Raw genomic sequence first — 2,367 nt, 5'->3', positions numbered from 1 at the left:
GCGGATCGTCGCCTCCGCGGTCGCCGTGGCCGACGCGGAGGGGCTGGCCGCGGTGTCGATGCGCCGGGTGGCCGCCGAACTCGGGGTGGCGACCATGTCGCTGTACCGTCATGTGGCCGACAAGGACGACCTGCTGACGCGGATGCTGGACACCGTGATCGCCCGGCATCCGCTGCCCGCCGAGCGGCCGGCGTACTGGCGTGAGGCGGTCGAGCTGGCGGCCCGGCAGCTCTGGACCGTGTTCCGACGGCACCCCTGGCTGGCACCGGCCATGTCGGTGACCCGGCCTCAGATGCTCCTCGCGGGGATGCAGTACAGCGAGTGGATGCTCGCCACGATGCTCGGCGAGGGGCTGGACCCGCAGACCGCGTTCACCACGCATCTCACGCTGCTCAACCACGCCCGCGGCATCGCCGTCCACCTGGAGACGGAACGGGAGGCCGAGGCGCACACCGGCCTCGACAACGAGGAGTGGCTGGACAGCCAGGAAGCCGCGTTCCAGCAGGTCATGTCCACCGGCCGGTTCCCCATGCTCTCCCTCGTCACCACGGGCGGTTACGACTTCGACCTCGACGCCCTGTTCGAGTTCGGACTCCAGCGCCTCCTCGACGGTCTGGCGACGTTCCTCGCCGAGAAGGCGCAGGAGGCGTAGGCGTAGGCGTAGGCAGAGCAGGCGGAACAGGAGGCGGCCGAGGCGACCGGGGCCCGCCGGACGTCCTGAGGGGTGGGAGGGTGCCGGTGGGCCCCCTCACACCGCGGTCGAGTCGGGCAGGGCCGGCTCGTCGCTGCCCCGGTAGGAGAAGGAGGCGACCGCGAGCCGGCCCCGGGAGCAGGTGAGGCCGATCATACGGCCGGTGAAGCCGCCCGCGGTCTCCGTCGACAGGTAGCGGCCGTCCAGCCTGCCCAGCGCGTGGAAGCCCGCGCCGTCCACGACACCGGCGACGATCTCGTCCGGCCCGGGGCCGTGGGAGAGGGCGGGGCCGGACGGCGGTCCGGTGCGCAGTTCCAGGGTGACGTCGGGACCGGCCTCCCGCTCCCCGAGCACCGCGCGGACCTCGCCGATCGTCGCCACGGCGCGTACCGCACCGTGACCGGCCTCCAGGGTGACGGCGTGCCGGGCGTCCACCCGCAGTTCCAGTCCGCCGGTGCCGCCGGAGACGTCCAGGGCGGCCCGCGCCCGCACGGTCAGGTGCTGCTGCCGGCGTCCCACGAACACCGGGTCCGCCCCGGCGGCCGACGTCAGCCGCCATCCTCCGCCCTGCATCGGGCGCAGCACCTCGGCCGGGAACCTCTCCGCCCCCACCCAGGACAGCGGCAGGGCGGGCCCGGTCAGCTCCTCGGTCAGGGCGGCCGGCGCGTCCGGTTCGATCGGGTCTCCCAGGCGCGGCCAGCCGTCGTCGTCGAGGACGACCTCGCAGGCGTAGGTCTCACGGCCCAGCACGTGCCAGTGCGGCGTGCCGCCGAGGGCCCGCACCCCCAGGAAGACCGTGGCCCAGGTGCCGTCCGGGCGCTGGACGAGATCCGCGTGTCCGGTGTTCTGCACCGCCGTGGCCAGGCCGCGGGCGGTCAGCAGCGGGTTGTCCGGGCAGGGATCGAAGGGCCCGGCGGGGGAGGGGCCCCGGGCGATGGTGACGGCGTGTCCGCGCTCGGTGCCGCCCTCGGCGATCAGCAGGTACCAGTGCTCGCCGATCCGGTACAGGTGGGGCGCCTCGGGGTACTTTCCGCCGGTGCCGCTCCACAACTGCCGTGGCTCTTCGAGCAGTTTGCCGGCGAGGGGGTCGAGCGCCGCCTGCACGACCACCGACCGCCCGGTCGCGTCGGCGCCCGACCAGGTGACGAGGCAGGTGCCGTCCCGGTCCCAGGCGAGGTCGGGGTCGACACCGGGCGGGGCGTCGATCCAGACCGGGTCCGACCACGGCCCGGCCGGATCCTCGGCGGTCACCAGCAACAGGCCCGCGCGGTGGGTGTGGTTGGTGGTGATCATCCAGAACCGGCCGTCGTGGTGCCGCAGCGTCGGTGCGAAGACGCCGCCGGAGGGGCCGGCCCCGTTCACCGCGAGCTGCGACGGACGGTCCAGCACGTTGCCGATCTGCCGCCAGGTCCGCAGGTCTGGCGAGCGGAACACCGGAACGCCGGGGGCGTACTCGAAACTGGAGCAGACCAGGTAGTAGCTGCTCCCCACCCGGCAGACACTGGGATCGGGGTGGAAACCGGGAACGACGGGACGCTCCGGAAGTCGCATGCGCATGCCTTTCGGACGGAAGGGGCCGGAGGGGCGACGGTGGGTGATCGGTGACGGGCCGAGTATTCGGCCTCGGAGGCCGCCGGTACAGCCCCCGGGGACGAGGGCGGCCGGATCCGGACGCC

The 2,367-nt window shown here is 73.8% G+C and carries 2 protein-coding genes; one reads left to right on the top strand and one right to left on the bottom strand.

Annotated elements, in window-relative coordinates; translation table 11 throughout:
* Window positions 1-652 (top strand): TetR/AcrR family transcriptional regulator (locus tag HW445_RS27165; protein ID WP_180223518.1); only part of this gene is annotated, 652 nt, incomplete at its 5' end.
* A 96-nt stretch (window positions 653-748) separates the two neighbouring features.
* On the opposite strand, the gene HW445_RS27160 is transcribed toward HW445_RS27165, so the two are convergent.
* Window positions 749-2,242 carry a glycoside hydrolase family 43 protein gene (locus tag HW445_RS27160; RefSeq protein ID WP_180223517.1) on the bottom strand — a complete coding sequence of 498 codons (1,494 nt, stop codon included), beginning with the start codon at window positions 2,240-2,242 and terminating at the stop codon, window positions 749-751.
* Between the last annotated feature and the right edge of the window lie 125 nt (window positions 2,243-2,367).

This window comes from Streptomyces sp. UH6 (assembly GCF_013421635.1).
GTDB classification, from domain to species: domain Bacteria; phylum Actinomycetota; class Actinomycetes; order Streptomycetales; family Streptomycetaceae; genus Streptomyces; species Streptomyces abyssomicinicus.
This window is presented reverse-complemented; position numbering and strand designations above follow the sequence as displayed.